At 65.0% G+C, this 23,517-nt stretch carries 21 protein-coding genes and 1 tRNA gene; 5 read left to right on the top strand and 17 right to left on the bottom strand.

What is annotated here, in order from left to right; genetic code table 11:
- Positions 1-143 precede the first annotated feature (143 nt).
- From mobB to ACQY8M_RS14955, 3 genes are read right to left on the bottom strand one after another with little or no spacing between them, the layout of a single operon-like run.
- On the bottom strand, positions 144-641 hold the full coding sequence (gene mobB / locus ACQY8M_RS14965) for a molybdopterin-guanine dinucleotide biosynthesis protein B (protein WP_428673492.1): 498 nt from the start codon (positions 639-641) through the stop codon (positions 144-146).
- Positions 638-1,453, bottom strand: coding sequence for a formate dehydrogenase accessory sulfurtransferase FdhD (fdhD, locus tag ACQY8M_RS14960; RefSeq protein ID WP_428673489.1), 816 nt, complete (start codon positions 1,451-1,453; stop codon positions 638-640). The genes mobB and fdhD overlap by 4 nt, the downstream gene beginning before the upstream one ends.
- Before the next feature lies 1 nt (position 1,454).
- On the bottom strand, positions 1,455-1,943 hold the full coding sequence (locus ACQY8M_RS14955) for a DUF992 domain-containing protein (RefSeq protein WP_428673486.1): 489 nt from the start codon (positions 1,941-1,943) through the stop codon (positions 1,455-1,457).
- Between the two features lie 319 nt (positions 1,944-2,262).
- On the opposite strand from ACQY8M_RS14955, the gene ACQY8M_RS14950 reads away from it, so the two are divergent.
- Both ACQY8M_RS14950 and ACQY8M_RS14945 read left to right on the top strand, forming a co-directional pair.
- A complete protein-coding gene (locus ACQY8M_RS14950; protein ID WP_428673483.1) occupies positions 2,263-4,404 on the top strand; it encodes a type I secretion system permease/ATPase in 2,142 nt (713 codons plus the stop codon).
- 7 nt (positions 4,405-4,411) lie between these two features.
- Positions 4,412-5,863 (top strand): HlyD family type I secretion periplasmic adaptor subunit, encoded by a 1,452-nt coding sequence (locus ACQY8M_RS14945; RefSeq protein WP_428673480.1) that lies wholly within the window; start codon positions 4,412-4,414, stop codon positions 5,861-5,863.
- 34 nt (positions 5,864-5,897) lie between these two features.
- On the opposite strand, the gene ACQY8M_RS14940 is transcribed toward ACQY8M_RS14945, so the two are convergent.
- From ACQY8M_RS14940 to ACQY8M_RS14905, 8 genes are all read right to left on the bottom strand, one after another.
- Positions 5,898-5,993: transfer RNA gene (locus ACQY8M_RS14940), tRNA-Sec, on the bottom strand.
- Positions 5,994-6,068: 75 nt separating this feature from the next.
- Positions 6,069-7,982, bottom strand: coding sequence for a selenocysteine-specific translation elongation factor (selB, locus tag ACQY8M_RS14935; RefSeq protein ID WP_428673477.1), 1,914 nt, complete (start codon positions 7,980-7,982; stop codon positions 6,069-6,071).
- On the bottom strand, positions 7,979-9,298 hold the full coding sequence (gene selA, locus ACQY8M_RS14930; RefSeq protein ID WP_428673474.1) for an L-seryl-tRNA(Sec) selenium transferase: 1,320 nt from the start codon (positions 9,296-9,298) through the stop codon (positions 7,979-7,981). The genes selB and selA overlap by 4 nt, the downstream gene beginning before the upstream one ends.
- A 145-nt stretch (positions 9,299-9,443) precedes the next feature.
- Positions 9,444-10,691: a hypothetical protein gene (locus ACQY8M_RS14925; protein ID WP_428673471.1), complete on the bottom strand. Its 1,248-nt coding sequence runs from the start codon at positions 10,689-10,691 to the stop codon at positions 9,444-9,446.
- Positions 10,692-10,693: 2 nt separating this feature from the next.
- Positions 10,694-13,000 carry a xanthine dehydrogenase family protein molybdopterin-binding subunit gene (locus tag ACQY8M_RS14920; RefSeq protein ID WP_428673468.1) on the bottom strand — a complete coding sequence of 769 codons (2,307 nt, stop codon included), beginning with the start codon at positions 12,998-13,000 and terminating at the stop codon, positions 10,694-10,696.
- Positions 13,001-13,099: 99 nt separating this feature from the next.
- Positions 13,100-14,458: an OprD family outer membrane porin gene (locus ACQY8M_RS14915; RefSeq protein ID WP_428675367.1), complete on the bottom strand. Its 1,359-nt coding sequence runs from the start codon at positions 14,456-14,458 to the stop codon at positions 13,100-13,102.
- Between the two features lie 147 nt (positions 14,459-14,605).
- Positions 14,606-15,721, bottom strand: coding sequence for a Fic family protein (locus ACQY8M_RS14910; RefSeq protein WP_428673465.1), 1,116 nt, complete (start codon positions 15,719-15,721; stop codon positions 14,606-14,608).
- A 69-nt stretch (positions 15,722-15,790) separates the two neighbouring features.
- The gene (locus ACQY8M_RS14905; protein WP_428673462.1) at positions 15,791-16,588 is read right to left on the bottom strand and encodes a LamB/YcsF family protein; all 798 of its coding nucleotides are present in this window, start codon (positions 16,586-16,588) and stop codon (positions 15,791-15,793) included.
- A gap of 38 nt (positions 16,589-16,626) precedes the next feature.
- Between ACQY8M_RS14905 and pxpB the strand changes: the two genes are divergently transcribed.
- Entirely contained in the window at positions 16,627-17,361 is a 735-nt protein-coding gene (gene pxpB, locus ACQY8M_RS14900; protein ID WP_428673459.1) for a 5-oxoprolinase subunit PxpB, read from the top strand.
- Complete coding sequence (locus ACQY8M_RS14895; RefSeq protein WP_428673456.1) at positions 17,358-18,389, top strand: biotin-dependent carboxyltransferase family protein; 1,032 nt, start codon at positions 17,358-17,360, stop codon at positions 18,387-18,389. The genes pxpB and ACQY8M_RS14895 overlap by 4 nt, the downstream gene beginning before the upstream one ends.
- A 184-nt stretch (positions 18,390-18,573) precedes the next feature.
- Here the strand turns inward: ACQY8M_RS14895 and ACQY8M_RS14890 are convergent, their stop codons facing one another.
- Positions 18,574-18,861 carry a DUF2147 domain-containing protein gene (locus ACQY8M_RS14890; RefSeq protein WP_428673453.1) on the bottom strand — a complete coding sequence of 96 codons (288 nt, stop codon included), beginning with the start codon at positions 18,859-18,861 and terminating at the stop codon, positions 18,574-18,576.
- A 270-nt stretch (positions 18,862-19,131) separates the two neighbouring features.
- Between ACQY8M_RS14890 and ACQY8M_RS14885 the strand changes: the two genes are divergently transcribed.
- Positions 19,132-19,542: a DUF2177 family protein gene (locus ACQY8M_RS14885; protein WP_428675366.1), complete on the top strand. Its 411-nt coding sequence runs from the start codon at positions 19,132-19,134 to the stop codon at positions 19,540-19,542.
- A gap of 5 nt (positions 19,543-19,547) precedes the next feature.
- Here ACQY8M_RS14885 and ACQY8M_RS14880 read toward each other — a convergent pair whose 3' ends face one another.
- From ACQY8M_RS14880 to ACQY8M_RS14860, 5 genes are all read right to left on the bottom strand, one after another.
- A complete protein-coding gene (locus tag ACQY8M_RS14880) occupies positions 19,548-20,114 on the bottom strand; it encodes a hypothetical protein (RefSeq protein ID WP_428673450.1) in 567 nt (188 codons plus the stop codon).
- 7 nt (positions 20,115-20,121) lie between these two features.
- The gene (locus ACQY8M_RS14875; protein ID WP_428673447.1) at positions 20,122-21,147 is read right to left on the bottom strand and encodes an SAM-dependent methyltransferase; all 1,026 of its coding nucleotides are present in this window, start codon (positions 21,145-21,147) and stop codon (positions 20,122-20,124) included.
- Positions 21,144-21,977: a DUF1295 domain-containing protein gene (locus tag ACQY8M_RS14870; protein WP_428673444.1), complete on the bottom strand. Its 834-nt coding sequence runs from the start codon at positions 21,975-21,977 to the stop codon at positions 21,144-21,146. The genes ACQY8M_RS14875 and ACQY8M_RS14870 overlap by 4 nt, the downstream gene beginning before the upstream one ends.
- Positions 21,978-22,191: 214 nt before the next feature.
- On the bottom strand, positions 22,192-22,842 hold the full coding sequence (locus ACQY8M_RS14865) for a ChrR family anti-sigma-E factor (RefSeq protein WP_428673441.1): 651 nt from the start codon (positions 22,840-22,842) through the stop codon (positions 22,192-22,194).
- On the bottom strand, positions 22,839-23,489 hold the full coding sequence (locus ACQY8M_RS14860) for a sigma-70 family RNA polymerase sigma factor (RefSeq protein ID WP_428673438.1): 651 nt from the start codon (positions 23,487-23,489) through the stop codon (positions 22,839-22,841). The genes ACQY8M_RS14865 and ACQY8M_RS14860 overlap by 4 nt, the downstream gene beginning before the upstream one ends.
- Between the last annotated feature and the right edge of the window lie 28 nt (positions 23,490-23,517).

The raw sequence follows: 23,517 nt of genomic DNA, 5'->3' as shown, positions 1-23,517 counted from the left end.
CCGCTTGCGGTGGAGGTGGCGCGGTAATCCGCGACGGAGGGGGCGTGACGCACCATCTCCGTTGCCTTCCCCCTCCGTCAGCGTAAGACGCTGACACCTCCCCCGCGAACGGGGGAGGGACGGATCCAAGGCGATGGTCCCGCTCATTGCTGACGCCGGCCCATCTGGCTCGCGATGAAATCGGCGATGGCACTGATGTCGTTGCGGGCGAACCACGGCAGCGTGCTGTCTGGCGGGCGCTGGTCGGAGGCGATCGCGATGACACCATGCGCGACAACATCCATCGGTCGCGTATGGTCGGCCCGGACCTCGATCTTGGGATGGGAATCGCCCTTGAAGCCTTCGATCAGCACGAGGTCGGCCGGCGCGAGCCGCGGCAGCACGTCGGCCAGGGTGGGCTCGGGCTGCTCGCGCATGATGGCGTAGCGCTGGCCGCCGACCAGCGCGACCTCACTGGCGCCGGCCGCACGATGGCGCCAGGAATCGGTGCCGGGCCGGTCGATGTCGACGGCGTGGTGGGCATGCTTGATCGTGGCGATGCGCCAGCCGCGCCGCACGAACTCCGCGACCAGCCGCTCCGTAAGCGTCGTCTTGCCCGCGTTCTTCCACCCGGTGATGCCGAAAACGGCCTGCTCGCTCACGCCTCGATCCGCTCGCCGTGGGCATAGACGGTGAGCCGGTTGTCGCGCACGAAGGCGACCAGCGCCAGACCGGCCTGCTCGGCGGTCTCGATCGCGAGCGAGGTCGGCGCCGACACCGCAGCAATCGCCGCCGCGTCGATGGCCGCGGCCTTCTGCACCATCTCGTAGGAGCAGCGGCTTGTCACGACAACGAAGCCGCCCCTGCCCTCGAGATCGAGCTTGGCCAGCGCGCCGGCCAGCTTGTCGAGCGCGTTGTGCCGGCCGACATCCTCGCGCACCGCCAGCAAGGTGCCGTCGAGTGTTGCCCAGCCGGCGGCATGGGTGGCGCCGTTTTCGCGATTGATGTGCTGCTCGGGCGGCAGCGCAGCCATGGCGCGCACGATGGCTGCCCGCGACACTGCCGCGGTCGAGCGCGTCGCCGGCACCGGGCGCAACGCCGCGTCCAGGCTGTCGACGCCGCACAGGCCGCAGCCGGTGCGGCCCGCGAGCGTGCGCCGCCGCTCCTGGAGGGCGGCCATGCGCTGACCGGCGATCCGCAGCTGGACCTCGATGCCGCGGCCCATCGGTTCGGCCTCGATGTCGAAGATTTCCGACGGCTTGTCGACGATGTGCTCCGTCAGGGTAAAGCCGCGCGCAAAGTCCTCGATGTCACAGGGCGTCGCCATCATCACGGCATGGCTGATGCCGTTGTAGACAAGCGCCACTGCGACCTCTTCGGCGACGACTTCGTCTCGCGTCTCGGCGCCGGCCGGCGTGAGCCGGCGCGCGGCCCGGCGCACCGAGCCGCGCTTTTCCGGGCCGCCGTCGGGCACTTTACTTGACGAGCTTCAACGTTACCGCGGCCACGCCAGCGGCAACGTTCAGGCCGACACTGCCCTCGACGCTGACCGGCTGCAGGGCAACCTGCTTGTTGGAGCCGCCAACCAGCACGTTGGCGCCGAGACCGACGCCGAACGACGCACCCGCCGTTACGCCGCCGTAGTCACCGGCCAGCGCGCCGGGGCCGATGGCACCCGGTGCGAAGACCAGCCACACGATATGCGCTTCCTTGGTGAAGCCGATATCGACGCCGTAACGATTGATCGAGCCGGAATAGTGCTCGGCCTTGCCGTCGGTGCGCACCAGGAGGCAATCGAGATCCTTTGACGAGCCGAATATGAAGCCCATGCCGCCGGCCACCTTGCACTGCAGGGAGCCGACATTTACGCCGGACTGGTTCGCCGCCGGCGTTTGAGCCAGAGCGAGGGTCGAGATTGCCGTCAATGCCGTTGCGCCGAGAATGGCCATTACAATACGCCGCATGGATATGCTCCTTTCCTCATTCGAGGGAGGCGGACTTTATCGGCTGGGAAACAAAGGGCAACCCACGACGATCCTGGCGTCCTTATGGGGTAACAAGCATTGGCGTGGGCCCTTTGCCGCAGTGGTGGAAGGGCATATGGGCAGTCGCGACAAACACCCTAAGCCTTTGAAATATATACCCGTTTCAGTTTATCGGCACGCGGAGCCGCCGACGAAACCAACGATACGCGGCGGAAGCGCCCGATACCTGATAAAGTTGGTTGAGGTGCCACCAATCAGCTACATGTTCCGAACCTGAATTAGCGGAGCCTTTTGGCCAATGTCCGTCGAAGCCGAGCAAAAGACCGCCGTGGATCAAGGTCTTGCCGCCTTCGTCATGCTTGTGCGCTTTCAGGGCATGGCGGCAGATCCCGAGCAAATTCGCCACCGCATCGGCAGATCGTCGATGGCGGTGCCGGAAATGCTCCGGTGCGCCAAGGATCTGGGTCTCAGAGCACGGGCCTACAACTCGAATTGGCGGCGCCTGGTCAGCACGCCCTTGCCGGCGATCGCCCGCCTCAAGGACGGGGGCTTTCTCATTCTCGGCAAACTGGGCGACGACAAAATTCTCGTTCAGCCGCCTCTGGGAAACCGGCCTGCGCAGATGACGCGCGCGGAGTTCGAAGCCGTCTGGGACGGACACATCGTTCTCCTGACGCGCCGTGCCGGCCTGACCGACCTTTCACGCCGCTTCGATATCTCCTGGTTTCTCGGCGCCATTCACAAATATCGCCACATGCTCAGCGAGGTGCTGATCGCCTCGTTCTTCCTGCAGGTCTTCGCCCTCGTCTCCCCGCTGTTCTTCCAGATCGTGATCGACAAGGTGCTCGTGCATCGCAGCATGAGCACGCTGGACGTCCTGCTCATCGGCCTGGTGACCATCGCCGTCTTTGAAACGGTACTGGGAATCCTCCGGACCTACCTGTTCTCGCATACCACCAACCGGATCGACGTCGAATTGGGGGCACGCCTCTTCCGGCACCTTCTCGCGCTGCCGATCGCCTACTTCCAGTCGCGCCGCGTCGGCGATTCCGTCGCGCGAGTCCGCGAACTGGAGAATATCCGCAACTTCCTGACCAGCTCGGCGCTGACGCTCGCCATAGACTTGTTCTTCACGTCGGTCTTCCTGGCTGTGATGTTCCTCTACTCGCCGTTCCTGACGTGGATCGTGCTGGCTTCCTTTCCTTTCTACATCGGCATCTCTGCAGCGGCGACGCCCCTGTTCCGCAAGCGCCTCGACGAGAAGTTCCGGCGCGGTGCCGAGAATCAGGCCTTCCTGGTCGAGAGTGTGTCGGGCGTCGAGACGCTGAAGGCGATGGCCGTCGAGCCGCAGATGCAGCGCCGGTGGGAGGAGCAGCTCGCCGGCTACGTTGCCGCGAGCTTTCGCGTGCTCAATCTGGGCAATACGACGAGCCAGTGCGTCCAGCTCGTCAGCAAGCTGGTGACGGCGGCGATCCTGTTCTTCGGCGCCAAGGCGGTTATCGAAGGCAACCTCAGCATCGGCGAGCTCGTGGCTTTCAATATCTTCGCCGGCCGGGTGAGCCAGCCGGTCCTGCGGCTGGCCCAGGTCTGGCAGGACTTCCATCAGGCCCGGCTGTCGGTGGCGCGCCTGGGCGACATCCTCAACACCACTCCCGAGCCGACGTTCAACTCCGCCCGCACCGGGCTTCCGCCGATCCGCGGGGATGTCGCCTTCGAGCATGTGACGTTTCGCTACCGCATCGACGGGCCTGAAATCCTCCATGACGTCAATTTGCGGGTATCCGCGGGTCAGACCGTCGGGATCGTCGGCCAATCGGGTTCGGGCAAGAGCACGATCGCCAAGATCGTGCAGCGGCTCTACGTGCCGGAAAGCGGACGGGTGCTCATCGACGGCGTCGATATCGCCGTCTCCGATCCGACCTGGCTGCGGCGCCAGATCGGCGTAGTGCTTCAGGAGAACGTGCTCTTCAACACCTCGGTCCGCGAGAACATCGCGCTCGCCGATCCGTCGATGCCGATCGAGCGAGTCATGGCTGCAGCCGCGCTTGCAGGGGCGCATGATTTCATCCTCGAGCTGCCGGAAGGCTACGACACCGTCGTCCACGAACGCGGCAGCAGCCTGTCGGGCGGGCAGCGGCAGCGCATCGCCATCGCACGCGCCCTGGTCACCAATCCACGCATCCTGATCTTCGACGAGGCGACCAGTGCGCTCGACTATGAAAGCGAGCGGGTGATCCAGAAGAACATGCGGCAAATCTGCAAGGGTCGTACGGTCATCATCATCGCCCATCGGCTCTCGACGGTGCGCCATGCCGACCGCATCGTGACGGTCGAACGCGGCCGGATCATCGAGGACGGCACGCACGATACGCTGGTCGGCACCGGTGGCCGCTACGCAAGTCTCTGGCGGATGCAGGCTGGAATTCATGAAGTCGGTTAGTCCTGCCGTGGCGGTTCCCGCACCAACTCCGGCTCCGTCTCCCGCTCCCGCTCCGGCGCAGCCCCCCGGCCAGCCTCCCAAGAAGCCCAAGAGGAGCGCCGACGAGCTGGCGTTCCTGCCGGCGGCGCTCGAGATCGTCGAGACCCCGCCGTCGCCCATCGGACGGTCGATCGGCGCAACGATCATCCTGCTGTTCGTCCTGGCCCTCACCTGGGCATGCCTGGGTGAAATCGATATCGTCGCGTCGGCTCAGGGGAAGATCGTGCCCTCGGGTCGGACCAAGGTCATTCAGCCCCTCGAGATCGCGGTCGTTCGCGCCATTCGGGTCCAGGATGGACAAGCTGTGAAGGCCGGGGATGTGCTCATCGAGCTCGATCCGACCATCAACGCAGCGGAAGCCTCTCGCCTGAAGAGCGAGCTCATCGCGGCCCAAGTCAATGTTGCCCGCTTGAAGGCGGCCCTGGTCGAGAGCGACACGTTCCAGGCTCCGCCGGGAGCAAGCCAGGAATTGATCGCCACACAACGCAATTTCCTGCTGAGCCAGGTCGGCGAACACCGGGCGAAGCTGGGGCAATTGAGCCGTCAGGCGGAGCAGAAGGAAGCCGAAGCCGCGACATCGGCGGCGATGGTGGCCAAGCTGGAGGCGATCATTCCGGTGCTAAAGCAGCGGTTCGAGATTCGCCGCACGCTGGCCAACGCCGAGATCGGGTCGAAGCTGCAGTATCTCGAGATGCTCCAGGCCGTGACCGAGCAGGAACAGGAGCTTGCCGTGCAGAAGAGCCGGCTGCGCGAGGCCCAGGCGGCGGTCCGCACGCTGGTCGAGTCGCAAAAGCAGGTGAAGGCCGAGTATCAGAAGACGGTCCTCGACGACCTCAGCAAGAACGAACCGAGGGCGACCAGTCTCGAGCAGGAGCTGATCAAGGCCGAGCAGAAAACCAAGCTGCAGCTGCTGACGGCGCCCGTCGATGGCGTCGTCCAGCAGCTCGCGGTCCATACCGCCGGCGGTGTCGTGACGCCGGCACAGGCCCTGCTCGTCGTCGTGCCGACCGACAGTCGTCTGGAAGTCGAGGCGATGATATCCAATCGCGACATCGGCTTCATCGAGCCGGGGCAGCCAGCCGAGATCAAGGTCGACACCTTCAGCTTCACGAAATATGGGCTCATCCCGGGGCGCGTCGTCAGCATTTCGCAAGACTCCATCTCGCGCAACAAACAGGAGAGGCCGGGCGATAAAGCGCAAGGGGCCGAGATGAGCAGCAGCGAACCGAGCGGCCAGGAGTTGAACTATTCAGCACGTGTGGCGCTGGACCGAACCCAGATCCAGGTCGAGAACAAGCTGGTGAACCTGTCGCCCGGCATGGCCGTGACGGTCGAGATCAAGACGGGTTCCCGGACGGTGTTGAGCTATCTGCTGTCGCCCCTCCTCCGGTTCAAGCAGGAGAGCCTTCGGGAGAGATAGGGCGAGTGTTGCCGATCGCATTGGACAGGGCGATTGGCGGAAGAGAGTGGGAGTCGAACCCACTAAGAGCCGTCTGGCGACCCTCTCTGGCTTTGAAGGCCAGCCGCCCCACCGGGAGCGCTTCCCCTCCACGGGTGACTCTACCCGAATTCACTCACCGATGAAGCCCATTTGCCGCGCATGCGGAACGCGCCGGATCGCGCGATCAGCCATCGGTCGCTGCCGTGGATGGCGCGGGGCCATACTGACCCAGTTTTCGAGGCACCGTCCGCCGCAAGTCCCCGCGGCGGACGGTGATGCCGTGCCGGTCGAAGAATTCCAGAATCAGGATCGCGAGCTTGCGGCCGTTGTCGAGTTGGTCGCGGAACTGCGCCGCGGTGAAGTCGTCGCCCAGCCCATGCGCGAGGGCGATCATCTCGGCCACGACCGGCCGCAGGAAGAACTGATCGGGTGCGACCTCGACGAGGCGTCCCAGCCGCGCAAGCTGCCGCAGCAGCTTGCGCACGTTCGCTTCCGGCGTCGCATAGGCCTGGGCGAAGTCGCGCACCCGTGGCGGCTTGAAGCGGTCGCGAGCGAGGTCGCTCGATATTTTCTTCCACAGCGCCTCATCCTTTGTGCCGAGGGTCAGTGAATGTCCCGGCAAGCGCAGGAGCGATCCATCGATCGTAACGCTCTTGGCCGCCACCTCGAGATCGAGCAGGGCCGCAAACACTGCCGGCGGCCAGCGCTTCTTCAGCGTTATGCGTAGCCGTTCGGGAGGCAGGCCGAGCGCATCGGCATTTCCCTCGTGGAACGCCTTGAGGGTGCCCACGATGTCGGTGCGTGACACCGCAAGCGTTTCGGCGAGGAAGCCGAAGCCTGCCACCTTGGCGCCGCCGGCCTCGGCCAACAACCGCTCCACTTCGGCCGGACGGAGGTTCCGCGCGATGCCGAAACGCGCGAGATCGACGAAGCCGGTCTCTTCGCGCAGCAGGGCCGGCAGCACGCTGTCGTTCGGCTCGCGCAGCGCACGCAGCTCCGCGAGGCGCCGCGGCAGGCGCCGGTTGCGCGGCGGCCCGAACGGATCGACGATCCGCGCGCCTGCGATCGTGCGCGTGGCCGAGGGATCGCGCAGTATCACCCGGTCGCCCGCCAGGGCCCCAACTTTCTCCTCGAGAACGAGCTGCGCCAGGCTACTGCCGCCCGGCGCCAGCCTGTCGCCTTCCAGCAGCGCGACCCGGCCCATGACATGCGCCGCGCCGAGATGGATATGGACCGGCGCCCAGTGCCTGAGCGGGTCCTTCTCCGAGGCCAGCACCTTCAGCTCGACATCGATCCGGTCGGTCGGCGCCTGCAACTCCGGACTCACCACCCAGTCGCCGCGCTTAACGGCATCCTTCGACAGCCGCGCGCCGCTGAGATTGAGCGCGCAGCGTTCGCCGGCATGGCCGACCTCCGCCGCGCGATTCTGCGCGTGCAGCGAGCGCACCCGCGCCTCGAGCCCCGATGGCGCCAGCAGCAGGTGGTCACCGACCCTGATCTCGCCGGCATGCACCGTACCCGTGACAACGACGCCGGCGCCCGATAGCAGGAAGCTGCGGTCGACGGCGAGCCGCGCGTAGCCCGAGGCGCCCTTGCCGCTCTCGCCCAGCGCCAGCAGCTTGGCCTTGAGCTCGTCGACCCCGGCGCCGGTCATCGCCGAGACGGGAATGATCTCCGCGCCCTTGAGCGAAGTCGAGGACAACAACGTCTCGACCTCGGCCATGCGTTCGAGCAGCTCGTCGTCGTTCACGAGGTCGGATTTGGTGAGCGCCACGAGGCCGCGATCGAGGCCGAGCAGGTCCATGATCTGCAGATGCTCGACGGTCTGCGGCTTGATGCCTTCCGCCGCCGACACCACGAGCAGCGCCGCATCGATGCCGGTCGCGCCGGCCAGCATGTTGTGCACGAAGCGCTCGTGACCCGGGACGTCGACGAATCCGAGCTGGCGGCCGTCGCCCAGGTCGCTGTAGGCATAGCCGAGATCGATCGTGATACCGCGCGCCTTCTCCTCCTTCAGGCGGTCGGCATCGACGCCGGTCAGCGCCTTCACCAGCGCCGTCTTGCCGTGATCGATATGGCCCGCGGTACCGACGATCATCGCTCGAGCTCCGGCAATTGCGCGACGAAGGCAGCCTCGTCATCGAGCGTCCGGAGGTCGAACAGCAGCATGCCGTCCTGGATGCGGCCGATCACCGGGATCGGCAGGCTGCGGAACGCATCGGCCAGCCGGTCGAGGCCCTTGCCCGTTACCGCCACCGCGAATGACGGCAGAAGGTCGACCGGCAGCGCGCCCGAGCCGATCTGGCCGCGCACCGATTCGATGCCGACCTGCCAATTCGATCCAAGAGCGTGGGCGAAGGCCGGCATGAGACGCTCCGCCTGCGCCCGGATCTCGGCCGGCGTGCGCGCCAGCATGCGAATGGTCGGCAGGCGCTTCACCAGCTTCTCCGGATCGGCATAGAGCCGGAGCGTCGCTTCGAGTGCCGCGAGGCGCACCTTGTCGAGGCGCAGCGCGCGCTTCATCGGGTTCTTCGCGATGCGCTCGATGAAGGCCTTCTTGCCGACCAGCAGGCCGGCCTGCGGGCCGCCCAGCAGCTTGTCGCCGGAGAAGGTCACGACATCGATGCCGGCCGCAATCGCCTCGCGCGCCGTGGGTTCATGCGGCAGGCCCCAGGTCTCGAGATCGACCAAGGTGCCGCTGCCGAGATCCTCGATCACCGGCAGGCCCTTCTCCCGCGCCAGCGGCACCAGCTCGGCGGCGGACACGGTGCTGGTGAAGCCCTGCACGGCGTAGTTCGACGGATGGACCTTCATGATCGCCGCGGTGTCGGGGCCGATCGCGGCGGCATAGTCCTTGAGATGGGTGCGGTTGGTGGTCCCGACCTCGACCAGCCGGCAGCCGGCGCGCGCCATGATGTCGGGGATACGGAACGCGCCGCCGATCTCGATCAGCTCGCCACGCGAGACAATGACCTCGCGGCCCGCCGCCAGCGCGCTCAGCGCCAGCAGGACCGCGCCGGCATTATTGTTCACCGCGGTCGCCGCCTCCGCGCCGGTCAGGCGGCAGAGCCACGGCGCGATATGGTCGTCGCGCTCGCCGCGCGCGCCGCCCTCGAGATCGTACTCCAATGCCGCGGGCGAGCGCATGGCGGTGACCGCCGCCTCGATCGCCTCTTCCGCCATCAGCGCGCGGCCGAGATTGGTATGCAGGACGGTGCCGGTCAGGTTGAAAACACGGCGTAGCGACGAAGTTGCGAGGGGCGCCAGATGTTGCTCGCACCACGCGGCGCAGGCTGCGGGATCGGCGACCTCCGGCGTACCGCGCCTTGCCTCTACCCAGGCACGCAGCGTCTCGACCACGAGAGGCCGGCCAGCGCGCCCGATCAGCGATGCGAGGTTCGGCCAGTTGGCCATGCGGTCGATGGATGGCGGGCGGGAGTCTGGAGCGCGTTCAGCGCGGTCGGCACGCGACACTGTTTTTGTCCTGAGGCTGAAACTAGAGACTCGCAGGATGGCCCAGCCGATGCTCGCAATCAAACGGCGTGCTTCATCCCGCGCACTACTTCGCCTTCAGGTCCCAGGTCTTGGCGAGGTCGTCGGCGACGATCCTGGCCATCATCCGGTAGCCCTTGCTGTCGCCCTTTGCGTCGCGGATGAAATGGATGTCGTCGGCGTAGATCGTCTCCGGCACGTCCTTCAGCATGTCGCCGAGGTCGAAGACGGCCATGCCGCGGTCGCGCAGGGTCAGCATGCCGTCGACCATGCGCCGGTAGAGGACAGGGTCAGCGAGATTCCCGCCGGCTGCCCGCTTCTCCTCTTCCGTCAGCGTCTTGCCCCAGCTCGGGACGGGTTGAAGGAAGTAGGCGGTCTTGACGTTGTTGTCCTTCGCCACCGCCTCGATCGCCCGCGTATACTTCTGATAGAGCATCAGCTGCGTGGCGAACACCTTCTCGCCGTTGCCCTTGATGTCGGCCGGCAGGGCGAAAATGCTGTTCAGAGTCGTCTTCTTGTTCTTATCGGCCTTGAAGACGTCCTTGCCTTTGGCAGCCGCCTCGATGCCGCGCACGACCATGTATGCGGCATGGCTGTGACCGAGCAGCGGCATCTGCGCCAGGGTGCCGGCGATCCGGCCCATCACCCAGCCGATCGCAGCGTCGCCGAAGTTCTCGTCGGCGACGAACGGGTTGACGTCGGTGAAGTTGCTGAGCGGCCGCTCCAGCCGCTCCTCTGTGTAGGAGCGGAACAGGTAGTGCTCGTTGTAGCCGTCGAGGGTGAGCACCGCGTCGACCGATGTGGCGTACATCGAGAACAGGATGAAGGATTGCGGCTCCTTCCACGCGCCGTCGCCGCCGTTCAGCACCAGGAACGGCTTGCCGTTGGGGCTGACGAACCGCTTGTTCAGCTCCTCCTCGAGGAAGCGCGGCGCGGGCGCGGGCCAGTTCTGCGCGAGCTGGGATGAGACCGAGCCGCCGGTGATCAGCACGACATAGCGATCGGTCGGCTTGATCGTCGGAAAGTCGGTGTTCAGCAGGCCGATATTGTTGATGTTGGGCAGGCCGCACGGCGGATTTCCGTGATGCACGAACGCCAGGTAGGGGTGCGGGTAGAGCGTGTCGACGTAGCGGCAGTTCGTGCCCTTGGTCGCGTCGCGCACGTAGGTGTTCTGCGTGCGCTGGAACAGCGCCTCGGCCGAGACGTAGCGCCCCTCCTCGAGATAGAGCCAGGCGATGGCCGTCAGCTCGATGGCGGCGAGCGCCATCACGATACCAATGACGAGCGAGATCAGACCGAAGATGCGTTGCTTCATTGCTATGCCGCTTGCTTGCGGGCCTCCTGGATCGCCGTCCATACGCGCAGCGGCGTCGCCGGCATCTGGATGTTGCGGATGCCGAGCGGCCACAGCGCATCCATGATCGCGTTCATCACCGTCGGCGTCGAGCCGACCGCGCCCGACTCGCCCACGCCCTTGGCGCCGAGCGGGTTGGTCTTGGCCGGAACGCTGTCGTCGAGCTGGTTGTTGAAGGTCGGGAACAGCCCTGCACGCGGTATGGCATAATCCATGAACGACCCGGTGATCAGCTGGCCCGATTCCCGGTCGTAGACATTCTCCTCGATCAGCGCCTGGCCGATACCCTGAGCGCAGCCGCCATGGATTTGGCCAAACACGATCGGCCGGTGCAGCGGGCGGCCGACATCGTCGACGGTGGTGTAGCGCTTGAGCGTCACGTCGCCGGTCTCGGGATCGATCTCGACCTCGCCGACATGCGCACCGTTGGGCCAGGCGATGCCGTCGACCGTGTTCACGTTCTCGATGAAGATGCGCTTGTCCGGCTGCTTGGCCGCCAGCTCTCCGAGGCCGATGCCGCGGTCGGTGCCGGTGATCGTGAAGCGGCCACCGGCATAGACGATGTCGGCCGTGCTCGCTTCCAGCGCGTCGGCCGCCAGCTCCTTGCCCTTGTCGACCAGCTTCTCGCTACCGCTCAGCACCGCCGAGCCGCCGATATAGGCCGAGCGCGAGCCCATCGAGCCGACGCCGCCCACCTTGTCGGAATCGCCCATCGCGATCTCGATCTGCGAGGCATCGATGCCGAGCAGCTCTGAGGCGAGCTGGGTGAAGCTGGTCTGCAGCCCCTGCCCCATGCCCTGCGTTCCCATCCAGATCACGACCTTCCCATCGGCCTTGACCTCGTAATGGGCCATCTCGTTCATGACCATGGCGCTGGTCCATTCGACGTAGGACGCAAGCCCGCGGCCGTACAGCTTGCCACGCTTCTCGGCCTCGGCCTTACGGGCCGGAAAGCCGTCCCAATCAGCTGCTGCAAGCGTCTTGGTGAGGAACAGGTCGAAGTCGCCGGTGTCGTACTTCTCGCCCATCGCGGTGGTGTAGGGCATCTGCGCCGGGGTCACGAAGTTGCGGCGGCGCAGCTCGGCGGGATCGATGCCGATCTGGCGCGAGGCCGAGTCCATCAGCCGCTCCAGATCGAGCAGGCATTCCGGCCGGCCCGCGCCGCGATAGGCACCGACCGTCGCGGTGTTGGTGAGCACGCAGGTGATCTTGAAATCGACCAGCGACACGACGTAGGTACCGGTCGCGACCTTGGGTCCGACGAACAGCGGAATGGCAATTCCGGCGCCCGACGGATAGGCGCCGACATTGGCGAACGCCTCCATGCGCAGCGCCAGGATCCTGCCGTCCTTGTCGAGCGCCAGCGCCATCTTGTGCAGCTGGTCGCGGCCGGCGGTCGCCGAGGCGAATTCCTCGCTACGCTCGGCGCGCCACTTCACCGGGCGCTTCAGCACCTTGGCGACCCATACCGCGACCGATTCGTCGGGCTGGATGCCGGTCCGCATGCCGAAGCCGCCGCCGATGTCGCGCACCAGCACGCGCACCTTGTCCTTCGGCATCTTGAGGATGACGTCGCACAGGATGTCGCGCGTCGCCGAGGGGTTCTGGCTGCCGATATGCACGACCATGCGGTCGCCGTCCCATTCGGCCATGATCGCGCGCGGCTCCATCGCATTCACGATCAGCCGCTGATGAACGATGTCGATCTCGACCTTGTGAGCGGCGGCGGCGAAGGCGGCATCGGCCTTGGCGGCGTCGCCGAAGCGGTTGAAGCCCACACGGTTGCCCGGGGCGCCCTTCCAGACCTGCGGCGCGTCCGGCTTCAGCGCGTCTTCGATCTCGGTCACCGACGGCAGCTGCTCGTACTCGATGTCGACCAGCTCGGCGGCATCGGCAGCCTGCGCGCGCGTGTCGGCCACGACCGCCACGACCGGCTCACCGACATAGCGCACCACCTCATGGGCCAGCGGGCGGCGCGGCGTCATGTCCGGCTTCGTGCCGTCGGCGTTGGGGAACATCGCGGGCAGCACGAAGTAGCCGCTGCCTTCCTTCTCCATGTCGGCCCAGCTGTAGACGGCGACCACGCCCGGCGCCTTGCGGGCGGCCTCGGCATCGATCTTCACGATGCGTGCATGCGCCTGCGGCGAGCGTACCAGCACGACATGGACCTGGTTGGGCCGCGACAGGTTGTCGGAAAAGCCGCCATTGCCTGTCAGCAGCCGGTCATCCTCGACACGCTTGATGTACTGAGCCTTACCGAACACCGCCATACGCTACACTCCTCATCCGTCAGGCCTCGCGGCCTCCGGCGGAATATAGCCTTGCTGCGGGTGCGAACAAGGCGACCTGTTGGCCGGGTATGCCCGCGCTCAGTAGAGCTTGACGTTGTAGTTGAGCACGAGCCGGACCTCGTCGGTCGTGGTGCGCACGTTGTTCTGGTCGGTGTCCGAATGGCCGTAGCGCGCACTGAGCCACAATCCCTGGAACGGCTTCCACTCCGGGCGCCATTCGAGCCGGAAGTCCCATTCGCTCTCGACCAGCGGCCTGCCGGCCGCGGGGGCATTGGTCGCTCCGTTATAGTAGAAGACCGAGGCGGCGACGCCGGGCAGCCCGAGCGAGGTCAGCACCGAGGACAAGCCCAGCACCACGGTCTGCTCGCCGGCCCGCTGGAAGCCCTGAATCTGGGCATCGGTGTAAATCGGGTTGGAGCTCCACGGGGTTTGCATCGCGAAGCCGGGATTCACCGCGGAGAAGCCCACGGTCAGGATGGTATGCTGGAGTCCGAGCTGAAGGCGGGTGCCGAGCTGGCCGGTGGACCAATAATTCCCGCCATTCAGAAGGTTGGCGCCGGTGCTCCGCTGGTCGGCATACTGCAACGCCAGCACGGCGCGCAGGCCAAATGGCAACATCGCACCGTAAGTTCCTTCGCCGTAAGCGATATTGATCGTGTCCTGGCTGAAGTAGTTGATCGCCCCGACGGAGATCGGCCCCCATGTCAGCAGGCCTCCAGCCGATCCGACGCCGTTGGGGCGGTTCACGCCGGCGGCCTGCGCCATCGATTGGAAGTCGACGGCATCGCGCGGCTTGATGGCGGCAACATAGCCGCCGCCAAACCGCATCGAGGGCTTGCCGCTGTCCGGATCACCGAACGAGCCTTGCAGCACGTAGCCGTAGAAGGTGTTCGGCGTCATGCGGTTGTCGTGCGGGTTGAGAAAGGGTGTGGTCCAGCTGGTGCGGCCGGCGGTGACATGGATGTCGTCGGTCAACCTGAGGCGTCCGTAGAGCTCGCCCACCACCGTGTAGCCCTGCTGGTCGGGCAGCAGGAGCTGCGTGTTGCCGTACTGGTACGGGGCGTAGATCGGAAACGAGTTGTAGAGCGTGAAGCCGCCGGACACGCGGTCGAACAGCCGGCCGGTCTCGATACTGACCGACCCCGCGCCGCCACCCGCCCACGCCTCGTTGACCGTCGTCTTTGTGGGCGTGGTCTCGACGTTGTCCCGGTAATAACTTCGAACATTGAGGTCGACCTTCGAGTCCCGCAGGAAGGCCGGGGCATCCTTCATCTGCTCGCGCATCTGCGGGAACAGCGCCACGGACGGGGGCACCGGGAGCATGAAGGCCCGCTGGATCGCCGTCAGGCTGTCCTTGGGCGTGGCAGGGATCGGCAGGCCGTCGTTGGGCGATTGCGCATGCGCCTCAACGCCCAGACCTGCGACGCCGATGGCCACGACGCACAAGCCGCGTCTGATCCAAGACTGCACTAGACCTCTGCGACGACACATCGGTTCAACGCTCCGGAACGCGCACGCAAAGATATTGCATTTCAGACGCAAATAAAATGCCTTTGTTGGAGCGAGAAGGTGCCGACCGCGTCGTCACCTTTCGATGTTCGGGATGTTGAGAGCGTAGCGCGTGTGCCGCAGCGTGCCGCTTCGCCGGAGCGCCCCCTTCTCAACGAGATCCCGAAGGTCCCTCGTCGCCGTCGCGCGCGAGGTTCGCGTGATGCTGATGTAATTCTCGGCGCTCAAGCCGCCCTCGAAACCGTTGACGCCCTCCCGGAACAGTCGCGCGATCACCTTGGCCTGCCGTTCGTTCAGACGATCTCGCAAACGGTTATGAAAGCATGCCTTGGCGATGTAGAACTCCACCCTCCGGATCGTGTTGGCTTGCGCCTCCAACAGCACGTCGGCGAAGTAGGTGAGCCAGGCTGATATCTCGTTCCCCTTGTTGGCTCTCTCCAGCGCAAGATAGTAAGCGCGGCGCTTGCGTTCGATCGTGTAGGCGAGGGCGAGCAGGCTGGGCTGGCGCAGGCCCTGCGCCAAGGCCTTTTCGGAGAGCGCACGGGCGATGCGCCCGTTGCCGTCCTCGAACGGGTGAATGGAAACTAAATGGAGATGGACAATGCCCGCGCGGATCAGGCCTGGCAGGGGATGCCGCCCATCCGGGGCCGTGTCGTTGAACCACTTCACGAACACCTTCATCTCGCGCGCCACGGATCGCGACGGCGGCGCTTCGAAATGGATGGTCGGTTTGAGGGTGGAGCCCGACACCACCTGCATCGCCTCGGCATGCGTGCGATAGCCGCCGACGACCTCGATGGTCCGATTGCCGGCCAGCAGCATGCGATGCCAGTCGAATAGCGCTTTCTCGCCGAGCGGCGCGGCAAAGCTGCGATAGAGCTCAACCATCATCTGGGCGATGCCGCGCTCGGCAGCCTCGATGCGTGCACTCGGCCCCGCCAATCCGAACTGATGCAGGAGCGACGCCTGCACGCTCGCCCGATCCAGGATCTCGCCCTCGATCTCGGACGTCTTGAGCGCCTCGTCGCGCAACAGCTCGATCTTCAGGAGATCCCGATCGTCGTCGCCGATGTGGCGAACGGCGCCGAGAAAATCGCCGGATTGCAGCAGGAAGCGCTTTTCCCGCTCGGCAAGTGAACCGGCATCGTAGGTGAAGTCAGGCCAGCCGGGCTGTTGCCAGTTCCATTTCATGAGCTATAGGCATTCCGTCTATAGCTCATGAATGAGCCGATTCATGAGCTATAGCAAGAACGCTATCGCTCAGTGCCGGAGGCTCGGCAGGTCCGGCAGCGGGACGATCTTTATGCCCGCCGCCTCCAGCCCCTCGCGCACGGCCTTCGAGACTGTCACCGCCGTCGGGCCGTCGCCGTGGACGCAGATCGAATCGACCTGGCAGGGGATTCGCTTGCCCGAGGTCGAATAGATCGCCTGCTCGTCGACCATGCGGCGAACGTTGGCCACCGCCTGCGCCGGGTCCTTGATCATCGAGTTGGCTTCCTTGCGCGGCGTCAGCATGCCGGAGTCCGTATAGGTGCGATCGGCGAAGACCTCCTCCGCCGCGCGCAGGCCGTACTTGCGCGCCGCCTTGCCCTGCTCGGTGTTGGCCTGGCACAGGAAGATCAGGTCGCGGTCGACCGCCTTGGTCGCGCGCGCGATCGCCTCGGACATCTCGGCGCTGTCGGCCGACATGTTGGCCATCATGCCGTGCGGCTTCATGTGCGTGACCCTGGCGCCGTGCAGCGCGGCGATCGCCTGCAGCGCGCCGATCTGGTAGGCGATGTTGGCCTCCAGCTCCTTGACCGAGAGGTTGATCACACGGCGGCCGAAGCCCTGCAGGTCGGCGAAGCCCGGATGGGCGCCGATGCTGACGCCGTTGGCGGCGCAGAGCTTGACGGTGTCCATCATCACCACCGGGTCGCTAGCGTGGAACCCGCACGCGACATTGGCCGAGCGCACGATCTTCAGCACCTCGGCGTCGTTGCCCATCACCCACGGGCCGAAGCTCTCGCCGAGATCGGAGTTGATGTTGACCTGTCCGGTATTGGTGCCTGCGGCCATGGGAGACTCCTTGGAATGATGCCGTTATCCTAGCAGACGTGAGCGTTCGGTACCTCTCCTGCGGCGACACCGCCTTCACCGTCGAATTCGGCAACGAAATCTCGCCCCAGATCAACGGCCAGGTCATGGCGCTGCACGCCGCCATCGGCGAGGCCAAGGTGGCAGGTGGGCTCGGCGGCGTGGTCGAGACGGTGCCGACCATGCGGTCCCTCATGGTGACGTACGATCCGGCCAAGGCGACCCGCGCCGAACTGCAGCCGCAGATCGGCGCCCTGATCGCTCGCGGCCTGTCGGCCGATGCCGTCGGCCGGAAGGTCCGCATGCCGTGTTGCTACGACGGCGAGGACTTCGCGCCCGACCTGGTCGAGGTCGCCGAGCGGACGAAAAAGACGCCGGAGCAGGTGATCGCCGCCCACCTCTCCTCGCCCTTCAAGGTCTATGTGCTGGGCTTCATGCCGGGGCTGGCCTACATCGCCGGCCTCGAGCCCTCGCTCTACCTGCCGCGCCGCAGCCAGCCCCGGGTGCGCCTGCCACGCTCGACCGTGGCCATCGCCATGGACATGACGACGATCTATCCGTTCGAGAGCCCGGGCGGCTGGCACCTGATCGGCCGCACCCCGCTCTGGATGTTCGACCAACGCCGCGAGCAGCCGGTTTTCCTGGCGCCCGGCGACCAGCTCACCTTCGAGCGGATCGGCCGCGCCGAGTTCGACGCGATCGCGCGGAAGGTCGAGGCGGGCACCCTCGACTGGTCGGAACTGATCACGCCATGAGCGCCGACCTGAAGGTCGTCCGGGCCGGGCTGTTCGACACGCTGCAGGATCTCGGGCGCATCGGCTTCATGGCGCTCGGCATGCCGACCGCCGGCGCGATGGACCGGATCGGGCTCACGCTCGCCAACGCGCTGGCCGGCAATCCGGCGAACACGGCCGGGCTCGAGATCGGCGTCATGGGTCCCGACCTGCTGGTCGAAACCGACTCCGTGCGCGTGGCACTCGTCGGCCCGCTGTCGCCGTCCCTGATCGAAAGCGAGGGCGCATCGCCCAAGCCGCTCGAGACGGACCGCTCGCACCTGCTGAAGCGCGGACAGGTGCTGCGAGTCGGGATGATCGAGGGCGCGAGCACCGCCTATCTCGCCGTCTCAGGGGGTTTCGCCCTCCTGCCCTTCATGGGCAGCCTCTCGACCTACTCCCGCGCCGGCATCGGCGGCTTCGACGGCCGCAAGCTCGCGGCCGGCGACGCACTGCCGCTCGCGCTCGAGCACGCGCCGGCCGGCGACGACCGCAAGCTCGGCGGTCCGTTCGATTACGGCAGCGGCCCGATCCGCGTCGTGTGGGGACCGCAGGACGATTACTTTACGGAGGCCGGCCGCCAGACCTTCGTGACCGCCGAATACAAGGTCTCCAAGGAAGCCGACCGCATGGGCATCCGCTTCGAGGGCCCGACGATCGAGCATGCGAAGGGCGCCGACATCATCTCCGACGGCATCGGCCCGGGCGCGATCCAGGTACCGGGCGCGGGCCTGCCGATTGTCCTGCTGGCCGACCGCCAGACCGTCGGCGGCTATTCAAAGATCGCCACGGTGGCCTCGGTCGACCTGCCGCGGCTCGGCCGCCTTTTGCCAGGCCGCACGGTCCGCTTCGCCGCCGTCACCGTCGAGGAAGCCGAAGCCCTGCGCCGCGAGCAGGAGACCCGCCTCGCCCGCGCCATCGCCAACTTCCAGGTCGCCCGCCCGGCCGGCGGCATCGACCTCGCACGGCTCTACGAAGAGAACCTGATCGACGGCATCGTATTTGAGTAGCGGCTTGACAGTAACGAGCCGCACGCCACATGCGGCACCGCCATGGGCCAACATTCGACAAGAGAGTGTCCGACGCAAGTTTCGGCCTGTTCTCTCACTCTCACATAGGGTTGGCCCGCTCCCGGCCTCGAGTGATCGTCAGCCACCCGGTGTTGTACCTTGCCGGCACCCGGCCCGTTCGATGTCAGTTTGCCGGCGCCCAATTCACGTCCCGGCAAAGCAATCCGCGCAGGATGCATCCGCGCGTGGTCAAGCTGCCGCGGCCGACAACCACCGTTATGGCATACGTCCTGTCTCGTTTCGGATCATAGGCGGTTCCCGCAAGCTTGGACTCGGACTTGCGATCGAGCGACATGATGAGACGGTCACCAACCTCCTCGCCCTTGCTCGTGTCCTTGATCCATAGATTTGTCGCGCAAAGTTCCGATCCGCACGGCGCAATTTGCACGCGCGCATTTCCATCGTCACGCACCCAAATCCCATCCGGGCTAAGCGCCTGAGCAGCAACGGCACTGCAGCCTGCAATCGAGATTGCATAGATCGCCGCAGCACATCGAATCATAACTCGCGCTCCCGGGAACCATAATTTGTCGATTTCATACGCAGCCCGCGGGTGTCCGGATCACGTTCTACCGGTCGTATCTGTTTCGGAACCCTGGCATTGACATACCCGCGGCAGAGTGATCCGGCCATCTCGCCGGAACGTAATAACTTCAGCGTCGACGCGGGAAAGGAAACTCTTTTGAAAGCCTATGGCGTCGCCTATATCGCGACAGGTCTGGTGTTTCTCGCAATAGACGCGATCTGGCTGACGCTCGCGGCGCCACGGCTTTACCGACCGCTGATGGGCGATATGCTGCTCGAAAGCTTCCGGCTGGTGCCCGCAATGCTCTTCTATCTGATTTACGTTGCGGGAATCGTGGTGTTTGCCGTCGCCCCGGCTCTTGCCAGTGAGCGTTGGACAACGGCCATGCTCTACGGTGCCATTCTCGGATTAGTTGCCTATGCGACCTACGACCTGACGAACCAGGCGACCCTGCGCAACTGGCCCGTGGCCGTGACGATCGCAGATTTATGCTGGGGAACGTTCCTGACGGCCTCTGCCGCAACTGCCGGCTTCATGATCACACGCGCTTTCACATCTGCACGATGACGAGCCTAAGCGCGCCGGCTTAATATTCCCGAGGCGACAAGTCCGACGAATACGGTGAGAGTGCCGGCGCTCAGGGCGTTCAACCGAAGAAAGGCCTGGTGCTCGGAAGCCGAATAAAAGTGTGCCGGGAAGCCATATGCGCCGTCCAGTGCCAGGTAGACTACGATCGCCAACCCGATGATGGCAAAAGAGATCAATCTTTCCGAAGCTCGAAAGAACGTCGCGGCGATCAGCGCGCAGGGGATGAGAAAGATCTCCACGCCCGACGCCTGACCAAATGCCTTAGAGCTCAAAACCGTGTTGGCGATACCAGCAAGGGGAAGAAGCGCACGGCCCGCAGTCGGCGATCGTCTGGCCAACGCGGGCACTGCCAGGAAAACCGGCGTCGACAAGAACGTGAAGAAGGTCGGCCAAATGTGTTCGCTGACGGCCCAATGGACATACAACGGATAGAATGGCTGGTTAAAGGCGACAACAAGCGCGATCAAGTTGCAGGCTGCGACCATCGGATCGTCGTGATGGGCGTAAGCCGCAACTCGCTGCCAGAGTTTTCGAGCCACGGTTACCGACACCTTGCGCTTATGCCGGGCGCAATAGGTAGTGACTCACACCCCATTCCTCGCCGGCGGCATGCCCGAACAGCCCTGCCGTCGCCAGGTAGAAGAGCCGCCAGCGCCGACGCCAGAGCGCCGCGTCCGGTCCGTAGACCTCGCTCAGAATCCGATCGATGTGCGGGCGGTTTGCATCGAAGCGGGCCAGCCAGTGCATCGCTGTCTTCCGATAATGAAGCCCATTCCAGCGCCAGTCCTCTTCGACCGTGAAGCAATCGGGGAAATGTCGGATGAGACCGTGACTCGGCATTATGCCGCCGGTGAAGAAGTGCTGGGCGATCCAGTCGGCCTCGTTCTTGTGATCGAACCGATAGGGACTGCGTTTGTGGCTGAAGACGTGGATGAACACTCTGCCTTGCGGCGCAAGCCATCTCCTGATCCGCCAAAGCAGAGCGCGCCAATTGGACATGTGCTCAAACATTTCGACCGACACGATCCGGTCGTAAGTCCTGTCAGCCTCAAAGGCGTTCATGTCGGCGGTGATGACGCGAATGTTGCTCAAACTAAGGGCGGCGGCCTGTGCCTCGATATGAATCCGCTGCGGCAAAGAATTCGAGATTGCGGTGATTTCCGAACGCGGAAACCGCTGCGCCATGCACAATGTCAGCGATCCCCAGCCGCAGCCCAGCTCGAGGATTCTCTGTCCGTCCGAAAGGCGGGCGTGTGCGACCGTTTCCTCGAGAGCCAGTCGCTCGGCGCCGGCCAACGTTTCGTGACCCGTCGAATAGAAGCAGCAGGAATATTTTCGCTGCGGCCCAAGGGTGAGCGCGAAGAACTCGGGCGGGAGTTCGTAGTGCTGCTCGTTGGCGGTATCGGCATGCTCGGCGATCGGGTGCTCGGTCATGGTGCAAGCGAAATCACCTTCCTCGCAATCCAAGCTCGCACGGAGTTTTCTTCTTGTGCGTCCGACCATGTACTCGATGCCCACGCAAGCCAACGGATCCGGAAGCGGGGTGCGTTCCGCAACACGTATCACCGAGGAAATCAGGCTCATCGCGGATCCTCATTTCGAGCGGCGGCGCTCACGCCGCCCTGCAGGCAGGGCCAGAACGCGTTGACCCGTTGTTGGTACTCTCGGAAATCCTTGCCGCGCGAGCGCAGCATGTGCGCTTCAAGAGGGGGGATGCCGGAGGCGTGGACGAGGAGCCAATACATCAGCAATGGCCCGGCGAGGGCCAGCCAGCCCCATGGATACGAGCCTGTCAGATCGATGGCGATGACGGGGTATGCGAGCCACCCGAGCCATTCGAAGAAATAGTTCGGATGGCGTGACATCGCCCAAAGACCGACGTCGCAGACCAGGCCCTTGTTTTTGGGATCCGAACGAAAGACGGAGAGCTGGCGATCGGCGATCGCTTCTCCGGCGACCGCCGCGATCAGGACGGCGATGCCGAGCCAGTCGAGCGCCGTGAGACCAGGCGCCGGGTTGTGCGCCGCGATCATGATCGAGAGGGCGAGCACCAACGCAGCAAAGGCCTGGACTTGAAGAAACCAGAACAGGCGAGTCTTGAAGGCGCTTCCCCACTGTGTGCGCAATTGCCGGTAGCGAGGATCTTCGCCGCCGCGGGCGGTGCGTGCTGCGATGTGAAGGCCGAGACGCAGCGACCACGAGAGCGCCAGCAATGCCACGAGGATCTGACGTGGCGTGATTTCATCCCCATCGAAGACGAGGAGCGCCCCCGCCGCACCGAAAACGCCGGTGGCGAACGACCAGATCGCGTCGATCCACCCCGATCGGCCCGTCCGGAGCGCGACCAGCCACGCCCCCGCCATGGTCAGTGCAAAGCAGATCGCGAGCACAACGACTGCGACGGCGGGCATCATGCGATCCAACGCCTTCGTCGTGCACCGATGCCAGGGACTCGCAGCGATCGGGCGAAAGCGCAGATCACTTTTCAGTGCTCGAGGCGATGGTAGCGCCTGGCCTCGGCCCGCCTGCCAAGAAATCGCATTTGTCCGGCCGCTTGGACCGCAGTGCCGGCCTTCGGTCAAATGCCAGAGACGCGCCGCTATGGGCCAGTCGCACCCCGATCACGACTCAAAATCCCACGATCGGCCGCAGGAGGCGCCCGAGAATGCCATGAAGGCGCGTGTCACCTTCTAGCGCCGCGAGACAGACGCAGTCCGATTCCTGTCCCACGACCGGCCGGTGATCGACGCCGTCATCGGCTTCGTCGAGATCGCCCGGCAAGTATCGCCCCCGCTCATCCGACAACGATCCCGACAGGATCTGCGTGAACTCCAGGCCGGTATGTCCATGACCCGGCAGATGAAGGCCCGCCTTGCCCTTGAGCAACATGACCTTGGCTTCCGGGCTGCCGGCAATCTTGACCTTGCTCCACTGGAAGCCCGGCCCGAGCCATTTCCAAGGTCCGACTTCACACCCCTGCATCGTTTGTGGAAGTTCTATTCCCAATGCCGGCCGCGGCTTCATGACCGGTCCCCTCGCAGGCAGGGGCTGGGCAACATCAAGGCGTTCCATGGTGCGTCCGAACAAGTCCGGCGCCAGCAGAGACGGTGGCATCTCATCCAGGATGGCGCCACCAACCGCCTCGAAATGGGCCAAATGATCGCGGCAAACGGCACATCCTTCCAGATGGACGGACAAGACCAGAGCCGGCCCGGCGCCCAACACTCCGGCCGCGAGGCGCATCAGCGATTCGTCGCTGGGATGATGGTTGATCGTCATATGTCGCTGTCCAATACGGTCCGCAGACGGCTCAATGCCAGCCGAACACGCGATTTTACGGTACCGAGCGGGATTCCCAGCTCTCGGGCGATCTCCGCATGCGGCTTTTCGGAAAAGAAGGACAGCCTCACGATGGTCGCCTGCTCGTTTGGCAGCGTCGCCAACGCTTTGCGCACCCCTTCTTCACGCTCCGCCATTATCGCAATATCTTCGCCCGACGGTGGGGGGGCGGCTTCGTCGCTCAAATCCACGAGACTGTCCGCTGTTCGGGAGCGTGCACGACGCAACCGGTCGATCCTCTGATTGCGGGCAATCGTGAACACCCATGTCGAGGCGCCCCCGCGGCTCGGATCGAAACAGGACGCCTTTCGCCATACTGCGATCATGACTTCCTGTGTCACTTCCTCGGCAGCGCCGGCGGCGAGGCCGGTCCGAATGAAGAAACTTTTCAGGCGTGGCGCGAAATAGGCGAAGAGCTGTGCGAACGCCTTCCGATCCTGCGCCTGAGCAACGGCATTCAGGAGACGGATCAAGTCTTCCGGAGACGGCGGCACCTCTTTTTGCATGGCCTCATTCAAGACAATGAGCCTCGCTGCCGGACCGACCCGCCACTCGCTGCCACCGGTATGTAAGCTTGCCGCATCCATTTGCCCTTCATACGCTTGGCGCCCGAAA

Origin of the sequence: Reyranella sp., from assembly GCF_965279465.1 — a bacterium.
In the GTDB taxonomy this organism is placed as follows: domain Bacteria; phylum Pseudomonadota; class Alphaproteobacteria; order Reyranellales; family Reyranellaceae; genus Reyranella.
The sequence above is the reverse complement of the archived record's forward strand: the minus strand, read 5'-3'. Positions and strand labels throughout refer to the sequence as shown.